The sequence below is a fragment of the Paenibacillus konkukensis genome, assembly GCF_023523925.1.
Taxonomy (GTDB): Bacteria; Bacillota; Bacilli; order Paenibacillales; family NBRC-103111; genus Paenibacillus_S; species Paenibacillus_S doosanensis.
Map to the genome: position 1 here is coordinate 1,710,946 of NZ_CP027059.1, position 22,705 is coordinate 1,733,650.

Here is a 22,705-nt window from a genome sequence, read left to right on the forward strand (position 1 = left end):
CTACCCCGACATCCTCCCTAAGTCCGCTTCTTCAAGCCGTTCATTCAGCCGTTCCGCCAAATCGACCAAATCCATCGGCTCCTTGATCGTATAATCGGGAATTTCGCTCTCGTCGGTTGGCTGCTTCGGGTACCTCGGCGTCCAGCTCAGGAATATGCTGGTGATCCCCATTTGATTGGCCCCTTTAATATCCCGGCCCAAATTGTTCCCCACCATCACAATGCGAGGGAGATCCCGCTCGCTTAAATCCATCGCCCCGACAGCCGCCTTAAACATGCGCGGGCTCGGCTTGAATGCCTTCACCGTTTCGGAATACACCATCGTTTCAAAATCATCGTACAGTCCGTTTTGCGTAAGTATATTTTTGAACGATTGGGCATAGCCGTCGGCCACCAGCGCAAGCCGGTATCCCCGCTCGGCCAGCGTCTTCACCATCCGGTCCGCCCCGGGAATGACGTCGGCCTGCACGACGATATCGTGCTCGTCGCGGATTTCCGTACCTTCATCGATAATCGTATCCCCGCAGTCGAGAAAAATAATCAGCTTCTTCGCGCTCGGTTGAGCTTCATCCTTCGTGTTCATAAACGGGCAACCCCTTTCAGATTCAATTCGCCGGCGTAATGGCAGGCTGCGTAATGCTGCTCGCCGATCTGCTGCAGCTGCGGCTCCTGCCGGGTACATAAATCCGTCTTGTAAGCGCATCGCGGATGGAAGTGGCAGCCGCTCGGCGGATTCGCCGGATTCGGAACCTCTCCCTCCAGAATGATCCGCTCCTTCCGGAGGCGAGGGTCCGGCTCGGGCACGGCCGACAGAAGCGCTTCCGTATACGGGTGCTTAGGCAGCGAGAACAGCGGCTCGGCCGGAGCCAGCTCCACGATTTTGCCCAGGTGCATGACCGCCACCCGGTCCGAAATATTTTGCACGATCGATAAATCGTGGGAAATAAAAATATACGTAATTTGCAGCTGCTGCTGCAAATCCTTCAGCAAATTAATGATCTGCGCCTTAATCGAAACGTCCAGCGCCGATACCGCTTCGTCGCAGACGATCAGGCGGGGGCGCGAGATCAAGGACCGGGCGATCGCAATGCGCTGTCTCTGTCCACCGGAGAAGGCATGCGGATACCGCTTCAGGTAGCTGACATTAAGGCCGGTCTTCTGCGCAATGTCGGTTACCTTCTCGTCCACTTCCTCCTTGGACAGCTTGAAATTGGCGAGCAGCGGCTCGGAGATGATGTCATAGACGCTCATTCTCGGGCTTAAGGACGAGTACGGGTCCTGGAAAATCATCTGAACGTCTTTTCGCAGCCGTTTGAATTCCTTGCCCTTTAAGGTTAAAAAATCGACCTCTTCCCCGGCCTCGGTTTGGTACAGCACCTGGCCCGACGTCGCGTTCATCCCCCGCACGATACAGCGCCCCAGCGTCGTCTTCCCGCAGCCCGACTCGCCGACGATGCTGAGCGTTTCGCCTTCGAACAGCTCGAAGGATACGCCGCTCAGCACGCGGACCGAGGTCGGCTTGCGAAACCACGTTTTATCCGACTTGACCTGAAAATCCTTATTTAAGTTGACCACATTCAGCAGCTGCTTAGCCATATTAGTTGCCTTCGCCTCCATCCTTGTACAAGAAACACCGCACCGTATGATTGCCGGATATCCGGGTCGCCGGAGGAGCCTGCGTATTGCATACGCCCTCGATCCGCTCCTTGCAGCGGTCGTAGAAGCCGCACATCGGCGGCATATTGATCGGCATCGGCACGGTGCCCTCGATGGAATCGAGCCGCTTCTGCTTGTCGGCCCCGAGCTTCGGCATCGAGCGGAGCAGGCCCTTCGTATACGGATGCTTCGGGTTGTAGAAAATGCCGTCGACCGTCGACTGCTCCACGATCCTCCCCAAATACATGACGGCCACCTCGTCGCACATTTCGGCAATGATGCCCAGATCATGCGTGACGAGCAGGATCGCCATACCGAATTCCTGTTGCAGCTGCTTCATCAGCTCCAGCACCTGCGCCTGGATCGTAACGTCAAGCGCGGTCGTCGGCTCGTCGGCAATCAGGAGCTCGGGGTTGCACGACAGAGCCATCGAGATCATCGCCCGCTGACGCATGCCGCCGGAAAATTCATGCGGATATTGATCGAACCGCTTCTCCTGGTCGGAGATGCCGACCTTGCCGAGCATCTCCAGCGCAATTCGCTTCGCTTCCCGCTTATCCTTCGTGCGGTGTATCCGAATCGCCTCCATAATCTGATTGCCGATCGTATACATCGGCGAGAAGGCGGTCATCGGCTCCTGGAAGATCATCGCGATTTTGCGGCCGCGAATCGAACGGATCTGTTTGCTGCGCGGTCCCAGCGACAGCAGGTCGAGCTGCTGCAGCGCCTTCTCCTCCGCCGAATGATACATAATGCGGCCGGTCGTCTCGCATTCCTTCGGATTAATCCCGATAATAGCCCGGCTGGTCAAGCTCTTGCCGCAGCCCGACTCGCCGACGAGGCCCAGCGTCTTCCCTCGCTTGATTTCGAAATCGACCCCGTCTACCGCTTTCATTTCCCCGTTGTCCATTTGGATGCGGATTTTCAAATTTTGCACGGACAAAAGCGGATCTTCTTCCGTCCTTGCCGCAATTTCCGTTGCCGAAGCTTGAGAAGCCAATACGATCCCCTCGCTTTGTAGGTTAAATAAAGTCCGTCTTGCCGGACCGACAGCTCGCCGCTATCTCTTGTACGGATCGGCGGCGTCGCGCAGGCCGTCGCCCAAAAAGTTAAAGGTCAGCACGGCGATAATAACGAATCCCAGAGGAATTAACTTCCAAGGATAGAGCGCCACGTTGTCGATCTGCTGCGCTTCCTGCAGCAGCACGCCCCAGCTGGTCGCGGGCGAACGAATGCCGAGGCCGAGGAAGCTCATCGCCGTCTCGCCGAGAATCATCCCGGGGATAGCCAGCGTCGTCGCTACCACCAGATAACTGATGAAGCCGGGAAGCAGATGCTTGACGATAATTTTCGCATCGCTGACGCCGGCTATTTTCGCCGCCATGACATATTCCTCGTTTTTCAGCGAAATGAATTTCCCCCGAGCCACGCGAGCCAGATCGGTCCAGCCGATAAAAGCGAAAATAATGACGATATAAATATACATCGTGACGACCGGAATCCGGGGCGGAATGGCCGCCGAGAGCGCCATCCACAGCGGAAGCGTCGGGAAGGAGCGGATGATCTCGATCAGCCGTTGAATGACCGAGTCGATCCAGCCGCCGAAATAGCCGGAGACGCCCCGATCATTAGGCCGAGAACGAAGCTGATCGCGACGCCGATCAAAGGAATGCTCAGCGAGATTTGGCTGCCCAGCACAATTCTCGAGAACAGGTCCCGCCCCATGCCGTCCGTGCCGAACAGAAACAGCCTGCCCGGCTGCTCGACCCCGAACAGATGCGTGCTCGTCGGGATCAGACCGAGAAATTTGTAGCTCTCCCCTTCGACAAAGAAGCGGAGCGAATACTGAATCGTCTCGTCATCGACGAATATTTTGCGGAAGGTGACCGGATCACGGCCGGACTTCAGTTCATAGACAAAGGGGCGGAGGTGAAACTTGCCGTCCGCATTGACAAAATGCAGGCCCATCGGCGGCGCGTTGACATATTTGCTGTCATAGCTTTGCAGGCCGTAAGGCGCGAGGAACTGGGCGAACAAGGCGGCCGCGTAGAACAGCGACAAGATGACCAGACTGATGCGGGCCAGCTTATGCTTCTTCAGCCGTTGGTACATCAGGCGCCATTGAGAGCTGTAATAGGCGTCTTCCTGCTTGGCGGGCTTCCTGCCGACTATATCCGGCTTGCGGAATATCGTTATCGTTTTCATCGATTACATCCCCCTGAACTCTGTGCGAATTTTGGGGTCGAGCCATGCCAGCAATATGTCCGAGATTAACGTCCCGATGACCGTCAATACGGCCATAAACAAGAGCCACGTGCCCGCCAGATACATATCCTGGCCTAGCAGGGCGTTATACATAACTGGCCCCTGAATCGGCAGATTGAGCACGATCGCCGTAATCGTCGATCCCGTAAAAATCGAAGTTAGCGACCAGCCCAGCGTGCTGACGATCGGATTCAAGGCGGCGCGCGTCGGATATTTCAGCAAAATTTTCGTCTCCGACAAGCCTTTGGCTCTTGCGGTGACGACGTTCGGCTTGTTCAGTTCGTCCAGCATTTGCCCCCGCATGACGCGGATCAGCTCCGCCGTATTGGCCAATCCGATGACGATGACGGGAATGATCATATGCTTCAGCAAATCGAGCACCTTGCCGACCGACCAGGCCGCATTCACGTAATCGCTGGAAAATAGTCCGAGCAGCGGATCGCCGAAATATTCATACGAAAGATACATTAAGATGATCGCCAGCAAAAAATGCGGCGTCGCCATCCCGAGAAAACCGATGGCGGAGAAAATATAGTCTCCCGCCGAATACTGCCGCACCGCACAGTAAATGCCGATGGGCACGGCGACCAAATACGTGAAGGCCATCGTGACGAGCGACACGATCAGCGTGAGCGCCATATACTGCTCGATCACCGCCATCACCGGCTTGTTGTAGTTAAAGGAATACCCGAAGTCAAAGTGAAGTATAATGTTCTTCATCCACAGCAAATATTGGACGAACCACGGCTTGTCGAGCTTCAGGCTCGCCCTCATCTCATCCATGTCCTGCTGCGACATCACGTCGCCGGCTACGGACATTTTGGCCGCATAGCTGGAGACGTAGTCGCCGGGAGGCAGCTGGATAATATAAAACACGATAATCGAAATGACGATAACGACGGGGATGACCATAACGATTCTTCTTGCGATATAAGGGAGCATCTGATCCTATCCTCTCTCTCCTTAAGCTCCGATACGGCTGAGACGACGGGGTAACGGAGGGGAATAACGATTCCCTTCCGTTACGAGTCTGTCCGATGAACGACGTAGAAGGTATATAGGCAAAATGACAGTAATTAAGCAGCGTCAGCGGAGAAATATACAGTCATTATTCGTTCAATATGCACAAACGTAACTCCGTCGGACAGACTCTTGCCCGCCGGTTTCGGTAGTTATTTGATGAAAAACTGCGCCGGATGGCCGTGACCGAGACTGCGGAATTCGTCGCAGTGAATGAGATCCTTCGGCACGTTATGCATTTTATTGGAGGCGACGATCAGCTTGGGCGTCGGGCCCGCATAGCCGATAATCCACTGGTTCTTCTGATGAAGCTTAATGATCTCATTGCTCCACTTGGTAATCTCCTCCTTCGTCGTCGAAGCCTTCACCTTATTCCAGTAATCCATAATTAGAGCTACGTCGCCTTCCGGCTTCACCCCTTCTTTGCCGTTGGAAGAAGTATATAAGCCGTAATGTCCGTACCATGGGGTCAGCACCCTTAGCGGAACGAGCGTATCCGGTCTGAACGATACGTTGACGACCGAAATATTTTCGGCGGTCGCCGGAATTTTATTCGAATATTTCAGCTCCTGATGCGTCCCCTGATCGACGACCTTCAAATCGACCTTGATGCCGACCGCTTCGTAATACTTCTTGACCAGCTCCAGGAACGAAGCCGTGCTCGTGCTCGGTTCAATGATCGTAATCGTTAAATCCGAGCCGTCCGCGTTGAGACGGAAATTATTTTTGTCGCGCTTCGTGAGTCCGAGCTCGTCGAGCAGCTGGTCGGCCCGCTTCGGATCGTATGCGCTCCACTGATCGGCCCAGCCCTTCTGGTAACCGACCAGCCCTTCCGGCACCGAAGCCTGCTGCGGGGCTCCGAGTCCGTTCGTTACAATCTCCGAAATCTCCTTGCGGTCTACGGCGACGGACAGCGCTTCCCTGAACTTGCTGTCCTGGAACAGCTTGCGCAAATTAGGATCGTCGATCGTCTGATTCAGCTGAATACCTGCGCTGGACCAGGACGGCGTGTTCCATGGAATGACCCGGAAGTTCGCTTTCTTCTCGTTTTCCTTCAGCACCGTGAAATCCTTGAAATCGAATTCGAGCAGGTTATAATCACCCGCCAGCGTGCCGAGCACGCGCTGCGCAGGGTCCTGCACCTTCGTCGCTACGATCCGGTCCATATAAGGCAGCTGATTGCCTGCCGCGTCCACTTTCCAATAATACGGATTGCGTTCCATAATGAACTGATCGCTGTTCGGATCGTTCTTCGCCACCCATGCTCTCAGCGTCGGGATTTGCGGGTAAATCCAATAGTAATAGCCGGTCGCTACAAGGAACGACTTGACATCCTCGAAGCCCCACTTCTTGGCCGTCTCCAGCGCCTTGTCGTCGCCGATAAACTCGGGCAAAATCGTCTTCTGGAAATGGGCCGGCGCAAAAAACCATTTGTTGTCGATCGCAACGCGCTCCAGAAACTGCACGCTCGGATATTTATGTATGACCTTGAACGTATAATCGTCCACTTTCACGACCTGGGCCAACGCTTTGTCGCCGGTGACCGGATCGACCGAATAGTAAGCGTCGTATATTTTTTTGCCGAAGGTTTCTTTGGTCAGCATATGCTCCCAATAAAAGAGAACGTCGTCGGCCGTAAACGGCTCGCCGTCCGACCACTTCATGCCTTTTCGCAAATAAATGGTAAATTCGGTGGAGTCTTTATTGACGTCGTAGCCTTTGGCGACATTAGGCTCTACCGTGCTTCCGTCCTTGTTGAAGCGAAAGAGCGCTTCTTCCGTCGGCTGGCCAACCGTCCAGCGGTCGTTCGGTCCGCCCCACGGCAGCTTCCAATCGCCTCCGTAGGTTCCCGTCTCCTCGACGACCTTCTCCACCATAGTGTCTTCTTTCGCCGGCATCCGTTCGGCGACGGGCTTCAAGGTTCCTGCCCCGACCAGCTTGTTGAGCATAGGCGCTTCTTTGAAGGCGTCTATTTTCTCCGGAGCGACAGGAGGCGGCGCCGGAGTAACCTGTGCTGTGGCCGGTGAGCCCGGATCGCTTTCGCATGCCGCCAAAGCGAAGACCATAAGGAAAATCATACAAACAAGATACCATCTGCTTCTCAACATAATCCCCTCCATGATCATATCTGACAACGACTACCTGAGGAATCAACCTGTACTGCGGCGTACTTACGCCGATGCGCGGCATGCGGCCGGCCAAATGTCGGGATGCGGCGCTGCCCTTGGTGCGTTCTCACCTCCTTGAATCATTAAATCGGTTTAAAGGAGAATTAAACCGGTTTAATAACAGAGTCGGATAAACCTTTATCAAATCCTTACGAAGGGGGAGCGTCCGCAGCAAAAAGCGCCGTATCGGGATGAATGACTGCATTCAGCGGTTCATGGCAGCAGTTAACGGCGGGCTCCAATTCCAATCTATACAGCAGGACATGGGATGTTGTAGGCATGGGTTATGAAATCGTGCGGTGTGTGGTATGCAGAGATGCGGGTGTCGGTACGATGATCTGTCGCGCCATGATTAAACCGGTTTAATCAGGGGATGTTGGTTGAATATGGTTTGTAAGCGCTTAATTAAATACTACATTGGATTGATTCATAATGCAATAGCTTTATGTTATGAAATTATTTTCATGGGATCGCCCCGTACGCACAGAAGCAGCCCGCGTGTCTGCCATGTCGTGCTGCCACGGCAGTCGCGGGCCGGTGAATTTACGGTTCGCTCTTACGAACGGAAGCTGCATAAGCGCTGCCTGCCGAGGCGGGCCGCCGCTCCCGCTCTAATGCACATAGACCGAGGATGCGATGAAATTGAGCATGAACAGCGCTGCAATGACGTAGAGCATCGCAGGCACCTGCTTGAACTGACCGGTCGCCAGCTTCATCAGCGGGTAAGCGATGAAGCCGAAAGCAAGCCCGTCGGCGATGCTTGAAGTTAAAGGGATACAGACGATGATCAGGAAGGCCGGAAACACCTCCGACAGATCGTGAAAAGGAATTTCCTGCACGCTCTTCATCATCAGCGCCCCGATGACGATCAGTACCGGAGCGACCGCATTGCCGGGAATCATTCCGATGAACGGCAGCGCCAGAGCCGATACCCCGAGCAGGACAGCGGTGATCAAGGCGGGGATGCCCGTCCTTCCTCCCTCCGATATCCCCGACGCGCTTTCCGCGGAAGCGATGGTCGGACTTGTACCGAGCAGGCCGGAGAGCACGGCGGAGAAGGCTACCGTCTGATAAGCCCTGGGGAACTTTCGCGCATCCGGGAGCATCCCGCTCAGCAGTCCCATATTTTCGAACAGCACGATCATGGTCATGGAGAAGACGGCGATCCAGAACGGGACCTGCCATAGATGAAAATCAATGGAAGTCATGATCCGCCCGTAAGCCCGGACATCCAGCGCCTCCGTCGTCATGTTCGCTTTTCCGGTACCGGCAAAAGTAATAAGGCTGGTGACGAAAATCCCGATGAGCAAGCTGCCCTTCACGTTTCGTACGAACAGCATAAACGTAACGGCCAAACCCGCCAGCGTCGACAGCATCACCGGATTGTGGAAGCTGCCCACAGTAACCAGCGTCGCCGAGCCGGACCTGATGATTTCTCCTTTTTGCAATCCGATAAAGGTCAGCAGCAGGCCGATGCCCGCCGTAATGCCGTGCTTCAAGGAAGGCGGGACGGCGCCGACGATTCGGCCCCCGAACGAAGTGACGCTCACGATTAGAAAGAGAATGCCGCTGACCGTAACGGCCGCCAGCCCCTGCTGCCAGGAAAGCCCCAGCGACTGAACGATCGTATAACTGAAAAAAGCGTTCAGCCCCATGCCCGGAATGACAATAATGGGCGCATTCGCCCAAAGAGCCATCAACAGGCAGCCGACGATCGAAGCGACCAGCGTGGCCATGACGCCGGCGCTTAACGGTATTCCCGAATCCTGCAAAATCAATGGATTGACCAATACGATATAGGCGCAAGTAAAAAAGGAAGTGAGCCCGGCCATGAGCTCCCTTCTCCATGTCGTTCCATGCGCTTCGAGCGCAAAATGCCGGTTAAAACGTTGAATCATCATTCTTCCCCCATTTCAACCCCTAACCCGCCCCATTATGCTTTGCATGCATAACTTCTATGAAATGAATCTTGTTGTTATAAGAAAGTTCCGGCAACCGTAGCCGAGATGACCGAAGCCAGCGTCGAGCCCAGAAGCAGCTTGAGCCCGAAACGCGCCGCCTGATTCCCCTGCTTCTCATCCAAAGCTTTAATGCCGCCGATAAGCGTGCCGATCGTGCCGAAATTGGCGAAGCTCACCAGGTAGACGGATAAGATGCCGATCGTCTTCGGAGACAGACTGGCCGCCAGCGATTGAAATCCCTGCATCGCGACAAATTCATTGGTCACGATTTTGGTCGCCATAATACTCCCCGCATGTACGGTTTCGTGCATCGGCACCCCCATAAGAAAGGCGATGGGAGCGAACACGTAGCCGAGAGCCGTCTGGAATGAGATATGGAAAGCTCCGGTGAAAGCATAGTTAAGCAAGCTCATTAATGCGACATAACCGACCAGCATGGCGGCGACGACGCAGGCGATCTTGAAGCCGTCCATAATGCTGTCGCCGACCATTTCGAAGAAAGCAGGCTTGGCCTCCCCGTCCTCCAGCAGCAGAAGATCCTCTTCGTCTTTGACTTCGTAAGGGTTGATGATGCTGGCAACGATCAGAGCCGACAAAATGTTCAGAACGACGCCGATGACGACATACTTGGGCTCGAGCATTTTCATATAAGAACCGACGATCGCCATGCTTACAGCGCTCATACCGGATGTACAGAACGTATACAGACGTTTCTCCGATACGAGTCTCAGCTGCTTTTTAACCGTTAAATAAACTTCCGGCTGGCCTAATACCGCGGTCGAAACCGCAATATAATTTTCGAGCCTGCCCATGCCGTTGATTTTGCTCAACGCTCTTCCCACATGTTTAATGACAAAAGGAAGAATTTTGAAATAATTAAAAATTCCGATCAGAATGGAAATAAAAATAATCGGAAGCAGCACATGCAAATAAAACGTAAACGCGCCTTCGTTCTCCAGACCGCCGAACACGAAATCGATTCCCGTATCCGCCATCTCCAGCAGCTTATTGAACATCAGAGACAAATAACTTACGATCCCGATCCCCGCTTCCGTATTCAGCAGCACGAAGGCCAGAATGAGCTGAATGGCAATCATCGTAGCGGCAGGTCTGATCCGGATCTTCTTCCGGCCGTTGCTGAAAAGATAAGCGATCCCGAGCACAAACAATAAACCTGTCAGTAGAAATATCAAATTCATGATGTCACACCCATCTGCAAGTAAGATTCACGGTACGCTGTCGTCCAGTCGTCGGCCGTAAGGCCGACCGCCGGTTCACCGGCCGGCCGCTGGCGCCCCGTGCCGGGGTTCGCCGATACGGCTCAGCAGCCGATTCGCCTCGGCCATTACTTTCTCTTCGTCCATCGTCAAGCATTGTCCGTTCTTCACGACGACGTTTCCGTCGATATACACATCGCAAACATCCCGGCCGCAGACGGAGTACAGCAGATGCGAAGACGCCCTGCTCACCGGCTGCAAATGCGGCTTGTCATACGGATCGATGGTAATAAAATCGGCCCGTTTCCCGCGCTCGAGAGAGCCCGTATGGCTCATGCCGATCGCTTCGGCTCCCATCCGCGTAGCCATAGCGTATACGGTAGGGGCAGGCAGCCGTCCGGCGTCTTTGGCCGTTCCCTTCTGCAGCAGCGCAGCAGTCCGCATCTCTTCGAACATATCGAAATTATTGTTAGAAGCGACGCCGTCGGTCGCAATGCCGACCTTAATCCCGGCGTCCAGAAGCCGGCCGACGTCTGCGATGCCCGAACCCAGCTTCAGATTGCTGATCGGATTATGGGCGACCCTCACGTCGTGCCGCTTCATGATCTGCCGCTCTTCGTCATTCAGCACGACGCCGTGCGCCATCACCGCCGGCCGGCCGAAGAGGCCCAGACGGCGCAGATGCTCGACCGGCCGCACGCCGTAGCGCCGCTCGATGTCGCTTACCTCGGTCTCCGTCTCGGAGACGTGAATGTGCAGCATCAGATCGTTCTCATGCGCTATCCGCACGCTTTCGACTAACGCATGCGGAGTGCAGGCATACGGGCTGTGGGGGGCGACCATCGTCGTCAGCCGGCCGTCCGCGGCCGTCTTGTAACGCCGGGCAAACCGCTCCGCTCCGGCAAGATTCGCCTGCTGCTCCCGCAGCGTGCCCATACTGAATATCGTATACGAGAAGGCACCGCGGATTCCCGTCTCGGCGACGGCTTGCATCACCGCATCGGCGTCGATGCCTGCAGGATTAAACATATCGGAGAATGTCGTCGTTCCGGACTTCAGCATTTCCAGAATGCCCAACCTGGCGCTGGCAGCAGCGATCTCCGTCGTAAATCTGGACTCCATCGGCCAAATTCGCGTCTCCAGCCAAGGCTTCAGCAGCATATCGTCACCGACGCCCCGGAGAATCGTCATCACGATATGGGAATGAGTATTAACAAGCCCGGGCAGCACCCATTTGCCAGCCAGATCGACGATCTCGTCCGCTCCGGCCAGCAGCTCTTCCGCATGATCGCCGATATAAACGATCGCCCCTCTCTCGACCACCATCATTCCCCGATCCATAGTCCGGTATTCGGAATCCATCGTAAAAAAATGACCGTGGATATACGCTGTTCTCAAGCTTCTCCCTCCCGCTCCTTCAAGTTTCGTCATTCGCCGTCCTTCCGGTTGAACTCGCCTTTGCCCCCGATGACGACTTCGACGCCGGCGCTGGTGCCGATCCGCGTCGCGCCGGCGCCGATCATCTGCCTGGCGGTGACCAGATCCCGGATTCCCCCGGAGGCCATGACGCCCATGTTCGGCCCGATCGTCTTGCGCATCAGCGCGATGTCGTCCGTCGTCGCCCCGCCCGGCCCGAAGCCGGTGGACGTTTTGACGAAGTCGGCGCCCTCCATCTTGCAAATCGAGCAGGCGATAATCTTCTCCTCGTAGGAGAGCAGACCCGTCTCCAGAATGACCTTGACCGCAGCCTGCCCTTCGCAGGCAATGACAACGCCCTCGATGTCCTTCTTCACCGTCTCGAAGTCGCCCGATTTCAGCACCCCGATATTCAGCACCATGTCGATTTCCGCAGCTCCGCCGGCGATGGCGTCCTTGGCCTCGGCGATCTTGACGAACGTGCTGGTCGCTCCCAGAGGAAAGCCGACAACGGTGGACACCTTCACCCCGCTGCCTTCAAGCAGCTTGGCTGCCAGCCGCACCCAATACGGGTTCACGCACACGGAAGCCAAACCATATTCCTTCGCTTCGGCGCACAGCCTGATAATGTCCTCTCTCGTGCATTCCGCTTTCAATAACGTATGATCGATTTTTTTGGCTATTTCGTCCATGCCGCTTCTCTCCTTCGCTTACCTTTGTCCTTTTTCATAGGGCTTGCCCAAAGCCGCCGGCGCCACCGCGCGTCCGACGAATCCGGCCAGTACGAGAATCGTTAACGCGTACGGGAAAATGTAAATAAAATCGACGGGGATATAATCGGTAATGCCGTGCACCTGAAAGACCGACTTCAACGCCGAAGCAATCCCGAAGAACAAGGCGGCGCACATCCCCGCAACCGGCCTCCATTTGCCGAAAATTAACGCCGCCAGAGCGATATATCCTTGGCCCGAGATCGTGCTGTGCGAGAAGTTGCTTGTCGTCGTCAGCGTCACCGTCGCTCCGCCCATAGCCGCCAGCGCCCCGCTGATCATCACGGCCATATAGCGCATCTTCGAGACGCTGATCGCCATCGAATCGGCCGCTTTCGGATGCTCGCCGACGGCGCGCAGGCGAAGGCCGAACGGCGTTTTATACAGCACGAACACCGAGACGGCGACCAGCATAAACGCCAGATAGCTGGTTGGATAGGCGCTGAACACGGCATGACCCAGAAACGGTATTTCGGATAGGAACGGAATATCCCACTTGGTGAACACCGCCTTCAGCGTAGGCGTCTGCGCCGCTCCGTGAAGGATGACCTTGCACAAATAAATCGTGATTCCTATCGCCAGGAAATTAAGCGCCACACCGCTTACGATCTGATCCGCCTTATAGGTTACCGATGCCACCGCATGCGGCACGGCGAAGATCGTCCCTGCCGCGACGGCCGCCGCAAAGCCGATCCACGGAGAAACCGCGCCGCCGCCGAGCTGCGTTTCCACGAAATACGTGACGATGGCCGCTGTGAAGGCTCCTACCGTCATTAATCCTTCCAGGGCGATGTTCGCCACGCCCGCGCGCTCCGAATACAACGCTCCGAGCGAAGCGAACACGAGCGCGGTCGCAAATACGATCGTCGTATGCATCAGCTCGCCGGTCATTTGGAGGAATTGCATTCTACAGCACCTCCTTCTTGTTCTTGGCTGTCAGCTTCAGCAGCTGCTTCACGATCTGATTGGCCGCTACGAAGAAAATAATTAAGGCGATCATAATGCTGACAAGCTCCTCGGGAACACCCGCTCCGAATTTCATGCCCGAAGCGCCGTAGGTTAAGACGCCGATCAGCACGGCTCCGAGGATCGCTCCGACAGGACTGTTTCTGCCGATCAGGGCAACCGCAATCCCCATCAGGCCGTATCCCGGAAAAGCGGTATTGACCGCCTGGTAATGAAACACGCCGAGCACCTCGCACACGCCTCCGACGCCTGCGAAGACGCCGCTGATGAACATCGCCTTGATTACGTTGCGGTTCACCTGGATGCCGGCATATTCCGAAGCGTCGGGATTGAGCCCGACGGCGCGCAGCTCGAACCCTTGCTTCGTTTTCCACAGCACCACGTAGAAGACGGCGGCCAGCGCCAGGGCCAGAACGATCCCGTAATGAATCCGCGAGCCTCCGAACAGCTCAGACAATCCCGCGGAGGACAGCCAGGCGCTCTTATCGACGACCTTGGACCTCATTTGGCCGGGTTCGAGCAGCCAAGCCTTGATCAAGTAGTTGGACAAGTACAACGCGATCCAGTTCAGCATGATTGTCGTAATGACTTCGTGGACGCCGCGAACCGCCTTCAAATAGCCCGCTATCGAGCCCCACAAGCCTCCGAGCAAACCACCTGCAACGACAGCCAGCGGAACGTGGATATACCACGGCATATGCAGGGAAATCCCGACGAAATCGGCCGCCAGCGCCCCCATAATGAACTGCCCTTCGGCTCCGATATTGAACAAGCCCGTCCGGAAAGCGAAGGCTACGGATAACCCGGTAAAAATAAACGGAGTAATCTGGCGGATCGTCTCCCCGGTATTGTATACGTCCCCGAATGCTTTACCGAACAAGGAGCCGTAGGCCAGCAGCGGATTATATCCGCCCGCTAGCATAATCAGCGATCCAAGCAGCAAGCCGATGCCGATGGCGATCAGCGATACTAACGAGGACTCTTTAAACAACCAGTAAATAAGCTTGCTCATGTGCTTTCCTCTCCTTGCCGCACTGCGCTTCCGGACATCATAAGCCCGATTTGCTGTTCATCCGTCGTTCGGGGATCGACGATCCCGACGATCGTTCCTTCATACATCACCGCGATCCGGTCGGATAAATTCATGATTTCATCCAATTCGAGCGAATAGAGAAGCACCGCCTTCCCTTTATCCCTCTGTTCGACCAGCTTCTTATGAATAAATTCAATCGCTCCGACGTCCAGCCCTCGGGTGGGCTGCGTCGCAATCAGCACGTCGGGATCGCCGTCCACCTCCCGCGCAATAATAATTTTTTGCTGATTGCCTCCGGACAGCGCCCGGGCCGGAGTATGCTCGCTCGGCGTGCGGATATCGAACTCCCGAATCAGGCGGTTGGCGTGCCGGCTCATTTTATCGTAGTCCAAAAAGGTATGACGGCGAAAATCAGGGAAATAATAGCTTTTGAGGACGGAGTTTTCGCTTACGGTAAAATCGAGCACCAGACCTCTTTTTTGCCGGTCTTCGGGAATGTAGCCGACCCTGGATTCGGCGATTTGGCGCGGAGTCGCATTATGAACCGGCTTGCCGTGAAGCCTGATTTCACCGCTCTGCACCCGCCTTAAGCCCGTCAGCACTTCGATAAGCTCCCGCTGCCCGTTGCCCTCGACGCCGGCAATGCCCAATATTTCGCCGCGTCTCAGCTCAAGCGACAGCTGCTTCAGGGCAGGGATGCCTCTATTGTCCAGCGCCGTAACCCGATGAAGCTTCAATATCGCTTCCTGCGGGTTCGCTTCCTTCTTGTCCACCGCGAAGCTGACCTGCCTGCCGACCATCTTGGAAGCCAGCTCGTCGGGCGACGTCTCCCGGACCGATACGCTGTCGATGACCTTCCCCCGGCGAATGATTGTGACTCCGTCGCATACGGCCATGATTTCCTTCAGCTTGTGGGTGATTAATATAATCGTCTTGCCCTCGTTCACCATGTTTTTCATAATCGCCATCAGGTCCTGAATTTCCTGCGGGGTCAGCACGGCGGTTGGCTCGTCAAAGATCAAAATATCCGCACCGCGGTACAATGTTTTCAGAATTTCCACACGCTGCTGCATCCCGACCGAAATGTCGCCGATCAGCTGGCCCGGCTCCACCTGCAAGCCGTAGCGCTCCGATAATTCGCGGACCTTATGCTCCGCACGGGAATAATCGATGCTTAGCCCCTTCTTCGGCTCCGTCCCCAAAATAATATTTTGCACCACCGTGTACGATTCAACGAGCATAAAATGCTGGTGGATCATCCCGATTCCGAGCTCGATCGCCGTTTTCGGGTCAGCAATCTGCACGCTGCGGCCGTTAATGCGAATTTCTCCCTCATCCGGCTGGTACAACCCGAACAAGATGTTCATCAGCGTCGATTTGCCTGCGCCGTTTTCTCCGAGCAGCGCATGAATCTCGCCCTTTCCGACCTTAAAGCTGATGGAATCGTTGGCGACGATTCCCGGAAACCGCTTCGTAATGCCAAGCATTTCTACAGCGATGTGCTCCTGTTGCATCGCGTATGTCACCTACTCCCCTGATCCTAAAAGATTGCATCATCGTCCGTACCCGGACAAAACCGGTTAATAACCGGCGTTCCCTTTCTTTCGCCCGGCCGGAGCCTTACTCCGTCACCGTCGGAACTTGAATATCGCCGTGCACGATCTTCACCGCATAATCCTGAACCTTCTTAAGCACGTCCTCGGGGATATTCGGATTGTTCTCCGGCAAGCCGACCCCGTTCTCCGCAAGCCCGAGCTCCTGAATGCCGCCTTTGAACTCGCCTTTGGCGACCTGATTGGAAATTTGATTGACCGCATGATCGACGCGTTTGACCATGGATGTGAGCGTAACTTCATTGCCGAAGGTAAGCGACTGGTCTTTATCGACGCCGATAACCCAGATGTCCTTGTTCTTCTTCTTGCGCTCGATCGCTTCGTTGAATACCCCGTCGCCCGTGGAGCCCGCCGCATGGAAGATGATGTCCACGCCATCGTTGTACATTGTAGCTGCGGTCGCTTTGCCTTGATCGGGCGCATTGAATGCTCCGGTGTAGTTAATGACTACCTTGGCGCTCGGATTAACCGCTTTCACGCCTTCCGTAAAACCGATCTCGAAACGTTTGATCACCGGAATTTCCGATCCTCCGACAAAGCCGATCTTGCCCGTTTTGGTCATCAGTCCGGCTACGACGCCGACGAGATAGGAGCCTTCGTTCTCTTTGAACGTGACGGATTCGACGTTAGGCGCATCGACGACCGCGTCGATAATCGCCAGCTTGGCCGACTTGTTCTGATCGGCGACCTGCTTGACGGCATCGCCCATCATAAAGCCGATGCCCCAGGTCAAGCTGCGTCCGTCCTTGACGAATTGATTCAGGTTCGGGATATAATCCGCATCGCTTTGGCTTTGCAGGTAATCCACCTTCGCGTCCTTCGCCGCCGAAAATGCTTTCAAGCCTTCCCAGGCGCTTTGGTTGAAGGAATTGTCGTTCACCCCTCCGATATCGGTAACCATCCCGATCGACACGTTATTGGCGGCCGATGCGTTGCCCGCTGCCGGAGCCTCCTGCGTTTTGCCGCTCCCGCAACCGGTTACAACAATAGCCAATGCGATCGTCGCGATCAAAGATGCCATCCAGCTTTTTTTCACCATACTCATCCTTTAAACCCCTCTCGATTTTTTTGAAAATGGATTGCTGAAGTCTCTCTCGCTGCTTGCCCGTTATGTACTCCTTGACCCCCCTCTCTCTCCTTTCATTAGTTGAAATTAATTAAAAATAATTTTGATCAAATGTAACTTTTCATATTATATGGCCTCGATGAACTTTTGTAAATATATTTTTTCAATTTTGTTCAAACCTAATTTTTCCTAGAAAATAAGCGAAAAAAAAGAACGCAGGTTCATTGTCGAACCGACGTTCTCTTGGATTAAGGCAAAATTCAAAGAAACTATGAAACCTATAAAATGTACGGTTGTTCAGATTCGCTGAACGATTTCTTTCACCAAAGCTACGAAACCGGTTTTCACCTTCTCCGTCGTTTCGATCACTTCTTCATGGCAAAGAGGCTGCTCCAATATGCCTGCCGCCATATTGGAAATACATGAAATGCCCAATACCTCGATGCCCGCATAGTTCGCCGCGATCACTTCCGGCACGGTCGACATGCCTACCGCGTCTCCGCCCATGATCCGCGCCATGCGAATTTCCGCGGGGGTTTCGTAGGACGGCCCGGTAAAGCCGATGTAGATGCCCTCGCGCAGCTCCATCTGCAGAGCCTCCGCGGCGCCGTGCGCCAGCTCCCGCAGTTTCGCCGAATACGCCTGCGACATATCCGGAAACCGCGGCCCCAGCTTGGAATCGTTAGGCCCGATCAGCGGGTTGCCTGACATATGGTTAATATGATCGGAAATAAGCATCAAATCGCCCGGCCGGAATGATGTGTTCACTCCGCCCGCGGCGTTGGTGACGATGATCGTCTCCACTCCCAGCTGCTTCATGACAAATACCGGGAATACGACTTTATCCATTGCGTAGCCTTCGTAGTAATGGAACCGTCCCTGCATCGCCACGACCGGTTTTCCTTGCAGCATGCCGCATACCAACTGTCCCGCATGCCCCTCTACCGTAGAAACCGGGAAGCCGGGAATATCTTCGTACGCAATGACGACCGGATTTTCGATCAGATCCGCCAATACGCCTAAGCCGGAGCCGAGAATGAGTCCGATTTGCGGCGTAATGGCAAGTCTTTCTTTAATGTAGCCCGCGGCTTGTTCTCTTTGATCTGCAGATGTCATAGTACAACCTCCTCGTTATACTGCCCGAGCGCCGGCTCACGGCCGATTCTCCTCATGCCTGGCGAGCAGCGCTTTGGCCGTGTTCTGGTCGGTGATGAGCACGTTGGCGTACTGCCCCCGAAGCGCGCCGTAAATGGCCTTCACTTTTTTCGCTCCGCCGGCCACCAATATCGACTGTTCCTTCTGTTTCAAATCCGCCAGCTCGATGCCGATCGTCCGGTCATCCAGCCCGGTATTGCATATATTTCCATCCTCGTCGAAATAGCGGGAACAGATGTCTCCGACCGCCTTCTCCTTAATGATCTCCAAATCTTCATCCGTAAAATAATTCGATTGAATGAGCACCGAATCCGAATTCGTAAGCCCTACGGAAAAAATGGCGATATTCGCAAGCTTTCCCAAATCCAGCACTCTGCGGATATGGCGGTCCGACGTGATCGCCTGTCTCACAAGCGGATGGTCGACAATCGCCGGCAAATATAAGAAATAAGGCGATACATGAAACGCTCTGCTGAACAGATAAATGATCTCGGACGGCGAAACGGCGATATCGGCATGGCTGACCCCGCCGTTCAACTGAACGACCCGGGAATCGTTCAAATTTTTGTGCTGCAAGTTGGTGGCCACATGATACATCGTCAGCCCCCAGGAGGCGCCGATAATATCTTTGTCCTTCACGGTGTTCACCAAATAATCGGCGGCCGCTTCCCCGATAAATTTTTTGACGACATCATCGTCATACGTCGGCACGAAGGCGACGACCGCTTTCTTCAGCTGAAACGTCTCGCGCAGATCGTTCGCCAACGTCTCGCAGTCTTCCGCAGGGTCCACGATATGAATTTTAACGACCCCTTCGGCCTTGGCCTGCTGCAGCAGGCGCGACACGGTCGGACGCGATAAACCTAGCATTTCGGCGATCTGGTTCTGGTTGTAGTCCAGCTGATAGTATAATTTCGCGACTTCAATAACTTTTCTGAGCTTATCATCCTCCACTTTATTCCCACCCACCCATTCAAGAAATTATGTACATTTCTTGTTTAACTTAATTTCAGACCTTCTAAATATACCTTATTCTACTGAAAAATGCAACGAACTCCCTGCCGGTTCCGCCCAACAGAAATACCCCCGGGTTCCAACGAACGAACCGCCGAGGGCATTCCTGCATCTCATTATTTCCTAGTATGTCCAAACTATAAACTATTTGTCAAAAATATGAAGATGGCTTTTGCGCAGCTTGTCCTTTTCCTCCGCGCTTATTTTATTGTTATTGTTATAAATCGCGCTTTCCCAGTCGCCGTACATCGGATTCGGGAAAACGATCAGTTTATCGCCGAACTGCTGCCGGACTTCGTCGGCCCGCCGGTCTCTATCCTGCTCCGAATTACCGACAAAGCCGTAAAAATCTTTCAGATTATCGCCGAAAAACAAAACGATTTCGTGAGTTTCGGACACTTGGTTAAAGCGGGCTTCCTTCCCCTTCTCCTCCGGCTGCTTCAGCAGCACGTGCCCGGAGACGGCTTGCGGAGCTTGAATGGCTTGCAAATTTTTGACCGTGGCCTCCGTTTGCGCTGCGCTGCGGTCGGATATATAGTAAATGTCGACTCCTTTGCCGTCCGCATAGTTCAGAAATTCAACGACCCCCGGCACGGCCTTCGCTTCCGCCTTGTTCACCCATTCGTCCCATTTGTACGGATGTCCTTTGCCGGAGGCAATTTCCACGGCGTCGAACGGACTGTTGTCCAATACCGTTTCATCCAAATCCAGCACAATCGCGGGCTTTTTGGCCGTGCCTTGTGCCAAGGCCGCATCCAGCTTCCATTTGCCGATATTGTATCCTTGGTAATATAACGCTTTCGCCTCCGCTGCGGACTGGTACCATAACACAGCCATCACCTTTTGTTCGGCGATCGCATTGAACTTCGCTTCCGCCGCACTCTCCGCACCGCTTGCGGATTGCGGCTGTTCTGCGGCCGCAGCTGCAGGCTGCGCCGCTTCTTTCCCGCCGCCCGGGACTGCCTCCGGCGCGCTGCAGGCTGCGAGCGAAGCCGCCATCACCATTGCGGATACGGCGGTTGTCAACGTCTTCCATGATTTTAACGATGTCATCCGGTTCACCCCTCCTAATTTTCACCATACGAATATGGCGATATACTCCGCATTTCGAAACACGATCGCTATTCGGGAAACAACCCGCAGAAGCTCCTGCCGCTTACGAAGCCGGAATGGCGATTTCCTGCCCGGGATAAATGCGGTGCGGATTGGGCAGCTCGTTATATTCGGCCAGCTTTCTCCATTCCATCCCGTATTTCAGGGCAATCGCCGACAAGACGTCGCCCGGCTGTACGATATAGACTTCCCCCGGGGCGGCTGTCGTTGCGGCGGACTCTCGGCCCTCGCCCAAGATCAGCTCATATTTGGCAAAGCCGGAATCGAGCATGCCCGCATACCGGATGTTGGCGCTGCTCTCGGCAAGAGCCCGGGCAGCGGGAGACGATTCGAACACCAGCGTCGGATTGCCCCGGATCGGCGCCAGCGACCAATTTCCGTCGGCCGAAGGGTTGATCGGAGAATTGTTTCTAATATAGTCGATGAGAATTTCCCTGTTTTCATCCGGAGAATCGACCGCAATATTATCGCCGGTCAGCCCAGGGAAGCTTCCGCCTCCGCTCGCCCGGTAATTGTTCGTGGCGACGAGAAACTTTTGATTCGGATCGATCGGCTTGCCGTCATATTGCAGATGAACGATTCTGTGGGCATCGGGGTTGACGAGCTTGCCGCCGGAGCCGTATCTGGCCGGCTGCGTCACGTCGATCTCATACGTAACGCCGTCGATAATATCGAATTTGTAGGCAGGAAAGCTCGCATTGATCAAATCCTGCTCCCCGGCCTTGTCCGGATCGATCTGGTTGAACTGGAGAGCCGACATCTCTAGCCATTCTTTCACTTCCGCACCCGTCATCAGCACCGCCTTGAGCGTGTTCGGATACACATACAGATCGGCCGCATTGTTCACCGCGATCGTCCCTGCCGGAATATCCGTATAATAGTTCGGTCCGCTTCTGCCGCCGGCCTTGAACGGGGCTCCCTCCGACAACACCGGAATGCCGTCCAGCTCGGTGCCCTCGATATGCTTCTCCACGTACCATTTCTGGGCATTCGTCAATATTTGAATGGACGGATCGTCCTGCACGACCGCAAAATAGCTTGTAATCTGCGCCGTAGTCGCTCCGACAGGCCCGCGAATATACGCCAGCGTCGCTTCGTGATCATCTTTCACGGCGTTCGCCACCTCTTCATCCGCATCCGCAAGCGGTACGATTCGCTTATCCTGCGTCTCGTAAATCGCCCGCGTGTGCGACCGGGAGTCCGCGACCCGCCATGTCCCGCCGCTTTTTTGCAGCGTAAGATCAATGATGCCGAGATGATTGCCCCAAAATCCGGGTTCGACGGCGGGAATGCCGTTGATCGTTCCTTTGTCCGCATCGACGCCCGGAATGCCCTGGAAGCTCTCTGACGGGAAGACGGCATGCGCGTGGCCGAATAAAATGACGTCGATGTCCTTCACTTTGCTGAGCAAAAATGAAGCGTTTTCATCCATCCCTTTGCGTTCCTCGCTGCCAAGTCCGGAGTGAGGAATGGCAATAATAAGATCGGCGCCCCCCGCTTTCATCTTCGGCACGAACGTCTCCGCCGACTCAACAATGTCTTTCACGATCACCTTGCCCTGCAAATTCGCTTTGTCCCATTTCACGATTTGCGGCGGCACGAAGCCGATGACGCCTATTTTCAGCCGTTGCTCCCTGCCGCTTTCATCTACGAAGCCTCTATCCAAAATTTGATACGGCGTGAACAAGTTTCGGTCGTTATCCGGATTTTGATCCTGATCGTCTATGTACACGTTCGAGTTCACATAAGGAAAGTTTGCGCCCTTCAAGCTCTTTTGCAAAAAATCCAAGCCGAAATTAAATTCATGATTCCCGATATTGCCCGCATCGTAATTGAGCAAATTCAACGCTTTATATACCGGATGCGTCTCCCCGTCCTGCAGCGGGCGGACGAGCGCGACGTAATCGCCGAGCGGGTTACCCTGGATAATATCCCCGTTGTCGAACAATAGGCTGTTCTTCGCCTCTTCTCTTGCTTTCTTAATATGAGAGGCGGTTTTGACAAATCCGAACTCTTCCGACTGCTGATCCTGGTAATAATCGTAATTCATAAGATGAGTATGAATATCCGATGTTTCCATAATTCTCAATTTCATCTCGGCCTCCGGACCGTCCGCCCGAACCGCGCCGTCCGGATAAGCCCCGCCGCTGAGCAGCAGACCCGAGATCAATAATCCTTTGGCTAACCTGTGCGTTTTTCTCATAGATATCACTCCCATCATTCATTCCATAAAGTAAGAACGGCTCTGCGTAAAGAGGTAAATCAGGGAAATC

General features: G+C 54.6%; 19 protein-coding genes. All 19 read right to left on the bottom strand.

All coding sequences use genetic code 11. From position 1 onward, the window contains the following. The 19 genes from SK3146_RS07565 to SK3146_RS07655 all read right to left on the bottom strand — a co-directional run bounded on the left by SK3146_RS07565 (position 1) and on the right by SK3146_RS07655 (position 22,635). Positions 1 to 582, bottom strand: a complete 582-nt coding sequence (locus tag SK3146_RS07565) for an HAD family hydrolase (protein ID WP_249864506.1) — start codon at positions 580 to 582, stop codon at positions 1 to 3. Next, positions 579 to 1,595 (bottom strand): ABC transporter ATP-binding protein, encoded by a 1,017-nt coding sequence (locus SK3146_RS07570; protein WP_249864507.1) that lies wholly within the window; start codon positions 1,593 to 1,595, stop codon positions 579 to 581. Before SK3146_RS07570 ends, SK3146_RS07565 begins: the two co-directional genes overlap by 4 nt. Position 1,596: 1 nt before the next feature. Further along, positions 1,597 to 2,655, bottom strand: coding sequence for an ABC transporter ATP-binding protein (locus SK3146_RS07575; protein ID WP_349655196.1), 1,059 nt, complete (start codon positions 2,653 to 2,655; stop codon positions 1,597 to 1,599). A gap of 60 nt (positions 2,656 to 2,715) precedes the next feature. Continuing rightward, positions 2,716 to 3,249: an ABC transporter permease gene (locus SK3146_RS07580; protein ID WP_349655216.1), complete on the bottom strand. Its 534-nt coding sequence runs from the start codon at positions 3,247 to 3,249 to the stop codon at positions 2,716 to 2,718. Beyond that, entirely contained in the window at positions 3,225 to 3,860 is a 636-nt protein-coding gene (locus SK3146_RS07585; RefSeq protein ID WP_249864508.1) for a hypothetical protein, read from the bottom strand. Before SK3146_RS07585 ends, SK3146_RS07580 begins: the two co-directional genes overlap by 25 nt. Positions 3,861 to 3,863: 3 nt before the next feature. Continuing rightward, a complete protein-coding gene (locus SK3146_RS07590; RefSeq protein WP_249864509.1) occupies positions 3,864 to 4,862 on the bottom strand; it encodes an ABC transporter permease in 999 nt (332 codons plus the stop codon). A gap of 230 nt (positions 4,863 to 5,092) precedes the next feature. Further along, the gene (locus tag SK3146_RS07595; protein WP_249864510.1) at positions 5,093 to 7,018 is read right to left on the bottom strand and encodes an ABC transporter substrate-binding protein; all 1,926 of its coding nucleotides are present in this window, start codon (positions 7,016 to 7,018) and stop codon (positions 5,093 to 5,095) included. Positions 7,019 to 7,719: 701 nt separating this feature from the next. Then, positions 7,720 to 9,006 (bottom strand): NCS2 family permease, encoded by a 1,287-nt coding sequence (locus tag SK3146_RS07600; RefSeq protein WP_249866217.1) that lies wholly within the window; start codon positions 9,004 to 9,006, stop codon positions 7,720 to 7,722. A 77-nt stretch (positions 9,007 to 9,083) separates the two neighbouring features. After that, a complete protein-coding gene (locus SK3146_RS07605) occupies positions 9,084 to 10,268 on the bottom strand; it encodes a NupC/NupG family nucleoside CNT transporter (RefSeq protein WP_249864511.1) in 1,185 nt (394 codons plus the stop codon). A gap of 75 nt (positions 10,269 to 10,343) precedes the next feature. After that, positions 10,344 to 11,648 carry an amidohydrolase family protein gene (locus SK3146_RS07610; protein WP_249866218.1) on the bottom strand — a complete coding sequence of 435 codons (1,305 nt, stop codon included), beginning with the start codon at positions 11,646 to 11,648 and terminating at the stop codon, positions 10,344 to 10,346. A gap of 65 nt (positions 11,649 to 11,713) precedes the next feature. Further along, positions 11,714 to 12,394, bottom strand: a complete 681-nt coding sequence (gene deoC, locus SK3146_RS07615; protein WP_249864512.1) for a deoxyribose-phosphate aldolase — start codon at positions 12,392 to 12,394, stop codon at positions 11,714 to 11,716. 18 nt (positions 12,395 to 12,412) lie between these two features. Further along, positions 12,413 to 13,378 carry an ABC transporter permease gene (locus SK3146_RS07620; protein ID WP_249864513.1) on the bottom strand — a complete coding sequence of 322 codons (966 nt, stop codon included), beginning with the start codon at positions 13,376 to 13,378 and terminating at the stop codon, positions 12,413 to 12,415. A 1-nt stretch (position 13,379) separates the two neighbouring features. After that, positions 13,380 to 14,450 carry an ABC transporter permease gene (locus SK3146_RS07625; protein ID WP_249864514.1) on the bottom strand — a complete coding sequence of 357 codons (1,071 nt, stop codon included), beginning with the start codon at positions 14,448 to 14,450 and terminating at the stop codon, positions 13,380 to 13,382. Then, on the bottom strand, positions 14,447 to 15,985 hold the full coding sequence (locus SK3146_RS07630; RefSeq protein WP_249864515.1) for an ABC transporter ATP-binding protein: 1,539 nt from the start codon (positions 15,983 to 15,985) through the stop codon (positions 14,447 to 14,449). Before SK3146_RS07630 ends, SK3146_RS07625 begins: the two co-directional genes overlap by 4 nt. A gap of 106 nt (positions 15,986 to 16,091) precedes the next feature. Continuing rightward, positions 16,092 to 17,120 carry a BMP family lipoprotein gene (locus SK3146_RS07635; protein ID WP_375295543.1) on the bottom strand — a complete coding sequence of 343 codons (1,029 nt, stop codon included), beginning with the start codon at positions 17,118 to 17,120 and terminating at the stop codon, positions 16,092 to 16,094. 327 nt (positions 17,121 to 17,447) lie between these two features. After that, complete coding sequence (locus tag SK3146_RS07640; RefSeq protein WP_249864517.1) at positions 17,448 to 18,266, bottom strand: purine-nucleoside phosphorylase; 819 nt, start codon at positions 18,264 to 18,266, stop codon at positions 17,448 to 17,450. A 36-nt stretch (positions 18,267 to 18,302) separates the two neighbouring features. Continuing rightward, the gene (locus SK3146_RS07645) at positions 18,303 to 19,259 is read right to left on the bottom strand and encodes a DNA-binding transcriptional repressor DeoR (RefSeq protein ID WP_249864518.1); all 957 of its coding nucleotides are present in this window, start codon (positions 19,257 to 19,259) and stop codon (positions 18,303 to 18,305) included. Positions 19,260 to 19,463: 204 nt separating this feature from the next. Then, entirely contained in the window at positions 19,464 to 20,372 is a 909-nt protein-coding gene (locus tag SK3146_RS07650) for a 5'-nucleotidase, lipoprotein e(P4) family (RefSeq protein WP_349655197.1), read from the bottom strand. Positions 20,373 to 20,475: 103 nt separating this feature from the next. After that, entirely contained in the window at positions 20,476 to 22,635 is a 2,160-nt protein-coding gene (locus SK3146_RS07655) for a bifunctional 2',3'-cyclic-nucleotide 2'-phosphodiesterase/3'-nucleotidase (RefSeq protein WP_249864519.1), read from the bottom strand. Positions 22,636 to 22,705: the final 70 nt, after the last annotated feature.

Coding starts and splice junctions, on each gene's coding strand:
- SK3146_RS07565 (WP_249864506.1), bottom strand. CDS start 582: ATGAACACGAAGGATGAAGCTCAACCGAGCGCGAAGAAGCTGATTATT.
- SK3146_RS07570 (WP_249864507.1), bottom strand. CDS start 1,595: ATGGCTAAGCAGCTGCTGAATGTGGTCAACTTAAATAAGGATTTTCAG.
- SK3146_RS07585 (WP_249864508.1), bottom strand. CDS start 3,860: ATGAAAACGATAACGATATTCCGCAAGCCGGATATAGTCGGCAGGAAG.
- SK3146_RS07590 (WP_249864509.1), bottom strand. CDS start 4,862: ATGCTCCCTTATATCGCAAGAAGAATCGTTATGGTCATCCCCGTCGTT.
- SK3146_RS07595 (WP_249864510.1), bottom strand. CDS start 7,018: ATGATTTTCCTTATGGTCTTCGCTTTGGCGGCATGCGAAAGCGATCCG.
- SK3146_RS07600 (WP_249866217.1), bottom strand. CDS start 9,006: ATGATTCAACGTTTTAACCGGCATTTTGCGCTCGAAGCGCATGGAACG.
- SK3146_RS07605 (WP_249864511.1), bottom strand. CDS start 10,268: ATGAATTTGATATTTCTACTGACAGGTTTATTGTTTGTGCTCGGGATC.
- SK3146_RS07610 (WP_249866218.1), bottom strand. CDS start 11,648: ATGGATTCCGAATACCGGACTATGGATCGGGGAATGATGGTGGTCGAG.
- deoC (WP_249864512.1), bottom strand. CDS start 12,394: ATGGACGAAATAGCCAAAAAAATCGATCATACGTTATTGAAAGCGGAA.
- SK3146_RS07620 (WP_249864513.1), bottom strand. CDS start 13,378: ATGCAATTCCTCCAAATGACCGGCGAGCTGATGCATACGACGATCGTA.
- SK3146_RS07625 (WP_249864514.1), bottom strand. CDS start 14,450: ATGAGCAAGCTTATTTACTGGTTGTTTAAAGAGTCCTCGTTAGTATCG.
- SK3146_RS07630 (WP_249864515.1), bottom strand. CDS start 15,985: ATGCAACAGGAGCACATCGCTGTAGAAATGCTTGGCATTACGAAGCGG.
- SK3146_RS07640 (WP_249864517.1), bottom strand. CDS start 18,266: ATGACATCTGCAGATCAAAGAGAACAAGCCGCGGGCTACATTAAAGAA.
- SK3146_RS07650 (WP_349655197.1), bottom strand. CDS start 20,372: ATGACATCGTTAAAATCATGGAAGACGTTGACAACCGCCGTATCCGCA.
- SK3146_RS07655 (WP_249864519.1), bottom strand. CDS start 22,635: ATGAGAAAAACGCACAGGTTAGCCAAAGGATTATTGATCTCGGGTCTG.